At 67.5% G+C, this 2,717-nt stretch carries 1 protein-coding gene and 2 pseudogenes; all 3 read right to left on the bottom strand.

What is annotated here, in order from left to right:
• Positions 1-101: 101 nt before the first annotated feature.
• Positions 102-1,430, bottom strand: a complete 1,329-nt coding sequence (gene metG, locus KZA10_RS11695) for a methionine--tRNA ligase (RefSeq protein WP_256934774.1) — start codon at positions 1,428-1,430, stop codon at positions 102-104.
• Positions 1,431-1,491: 61 nt separating this feature from the next.
• Positions 1,492-2,328: pseudogene (locus tag KZA10_RS11700) on the bottom strand (molybdopterin-dependent oxidoreductase); the annotation flags it as partial.
• Positions 2,328-2,588 (bottom strand): annotated as a pseudogene (locus KZA10_RS11705) (DUF6421 family protein); the annotation flags it as partial. The pseudogenes KZA10_RS11700 and KZA10_RS11705, both read right to left, overlap by 1 nt.
• Positions 2,589-2,717: the final 129 nt, after the last annotated feature.

The raw sequence follows: 2,717 nt of genomic DNA on the forward strand, positions 1-2,717 counted from the left end.
TGCAAGCGGCGGGCCTCCTCGCAACGCTCGGAGACCCCGACGCCGACCCTAATCGTTCGCACGCAGTCATCGTTACGGACCCTGTAGTGAACCCCGGATTTCTAGAGGCTTACGGGCCGTACGAGAATGTTCACGGTGATGTAGCCGTTCAGCGCGTCGACGATCGTCCAGATCGACGAGATCGCCTCGTCGATGCGGAACTGCGCGACCGCGGCATCCGCGTTCGCCGCCGCATCCGCCACGATCTTCTGGATCGCGAGATCCTTCTCGGTGTACTCGGCCGCGGGGGGGACGACGCCCTCGAAGTACTTCTCGATCATCGCGGTCGTGCGCGAGGCGAGGTTGCCGAAGCCGTTCGCGAGCTCGGCCTGATAGCGGGCCGACAGGTCTTCCCACGAGAACGAGCCGTCCTGGCCGAAGGCGATCGCGGAGAGGAAGTAGAAGCGGTAGGCGTCGGAACCGAAGACATCGGTGATCTCGGTCGGCGCGATGCCGGTGAGCTTCGACTTGGACATCTTCTCGCCGCCGACGAGCAGCCAGCCGTGCGCGAAGACACCCTTGGGCACCTCGAGGCCGGCCGCCATCAGCAGCGCCGGCCAGATCACGGCGTGGAAGCGCAGGATGTCCTTGCCGACCACGTGGTACGCGGGCCAGCGACGCTCGAACGTCTCCTCGTCGGAGCCGTAGCCCACCGCCGTGGCGTAGTTGAGCAGGGCGTCGACCCACACGTAGATGACGTGCGACTCGTCCCACGGCAGCGGGATGCCCCAGTCGAACGTCGACCGCGAGATCGACAGGTCCTTGAGGCCCTGGCTCACGAAGGAGACGACCTCGTTGCGTGCCGAGTCGGGGCGCACGAAGTCGGGCTGGGTCTTGTAGAGCTCGAGCAGACGGTCCTGGAACTCGCTGAGCTTGAAGAAGTAGTTCTTCTCCTGCAGCAGCTCCAGCGGCTTCGAGTGGAGCGCACAGACCTTCAGCCCCTCGAAGGGACCGGTGCCGTCGACGATCTCCGACTCGGGCTTGAACTCCTCGCAGCCCACGCAGTAGAGCGCCTCGTACTCGCCCGCGTAGATGTAGCCGCGGTCGTACAGGCGCTGGAAGAACGTCTGCACGTTCGTCTCGTGGCGCTCCTGCGTGGTGCGGATGAAGTCGTCGTTGGCGACGTCGAGCGTCGTCAGCAGCGGGAACCAGCTCTCGCTGACGAGCTTGTCGACCCACTCCTGCGGGGTGACGTTGTTCGCCGCCGCGGCCCGCAGCATCTTCTGCCCGTGCTCGTCGGTGCCCGTGAGCATCCAGGTGTCATCCCCCGCCTGGCGGTGCCACCGTGCGAGCGTGTCGACGGCCACCGTCGTGTACCCGTGGCCGATGTGAGGCACGTCGGACGGGTAGTAGATGGGCGTGGTGATGTAGAAGGATTCGCCTGCGGGCATGGAGCAATTCTAGGCGGGATACCGCGGGGGGTTACGCCGTGCGCCGGAGGTCTCCCCCGGCTCACGCCACCGACACGTCGATCCGATGCCACCCCTGCGCGCCGTCGGGCGCGGGGGCCGCCGGATCCGCTGTCTGCATCTCGCCATCGACGCTGAGCGCCCGGCATTCGACGGTGTGCGCGCCGCTCTCCGCCACCCAGTCGATGCTCCACTGCACCCACGTGTCGGCCGAGATGGCGGTCGCGAGTTCCGCGGCACGCCAGGGACCGTCGTCGATGCGCACCTCGACGCCGGTGATGCCGACGTGCTGCTGCCAGGCCATTCCGGCGATCACCGCGTCACCCGCCGGGATCGACTGCCCGCGGCGTGGCACGTCGATGCGCGACTGCAGCTTGACCGGTCCGCGATCGGACCATCCGCGCGTCGTCCAATAGGCCTTCGCACGGTCGAACCGCGTCACCTCCAGCTGCGTGACCCACTTCGTGGCCGACACGTAGCCGTAGAGCCCCGGCACCACCATCCGCACCGGGAATCCGTGCTCGATCGGCAGCGGCTCGCCGTTCATGCCGACCGCGAGCAGGGCGTCGCGGTCATCGGTCAGAGCCTCGATCGGGGTCGATGCCGTGAAGCCCTCGGCGGAGGTCGAGAGCACCATGTCGGCCTCGGCGTCGACGCCCGCACGTGCGAGCAGCTCCCGCACCGGCACACCCAGCCAGCGGGCGTTGCCGATCAGCGAGCCGCCCACTTCGTTCGACACGCACGCGAGCGTCACGTCGGACTCCTGCATCGGCATGGCGAGCAGCTGGTCCCAGGTGATCTCCACCTCGCGGTCGACCATCCCGTGGATGCGCAGCGACCAGTCGGCAGGATCGACCTGCGGCACGATCAGGGCGGTGTCTCCGGCCAGATCGTCTCGACGATCAGCGCCTCGACCAGGCGGTCGCTCGATCCGTTCTGCGTGTACATCGGGAAGACCACGAGGTGGCGGATGCCGTCGACACGGTGCTGCTGTGGCTGGAAGGCCATCAGCGAGTCGAGGAAGTCGGGCACCCCGAAGTCCGAGGCGGCCCAACGGTCGAAGTCGACCACGGATGCGGCGAGGTACTCGGCGTCGTGCGGGAAGGCAGGGGCGAGCGCGCGGATCGCGGCGGTGAGCGCACAGGTGACATCTGATCTGGCTTGCCCTCGAGGGTGGCCTGGAAGGATGTTGCTGTGCCCAAGCCCTACCCGACCGAGTTCCGTGACGACGTCGTGCGCGTCGCGAGGAACCGCGAGCCCGGAGTGACG

It is taken from the genome of Microbacterium sp. BF1 (assembly GCF_019279095.1).
Classification (GTDB): Bacteria; Actinomycetota; Actinomycetes; order Actinomycetales; family Microbacteriaceae; genus Microbacterium; species Microbacterium maritypicum.

Excerpts from the sequence above, each read along its gene's own strand:
- metG (WP_256934774.1), bottom strand. The coding sequence starts at position 1,430 with ATGCCCGCAGGCGAATCCTTCTACATCACCACGCCCATCTACTACCCG.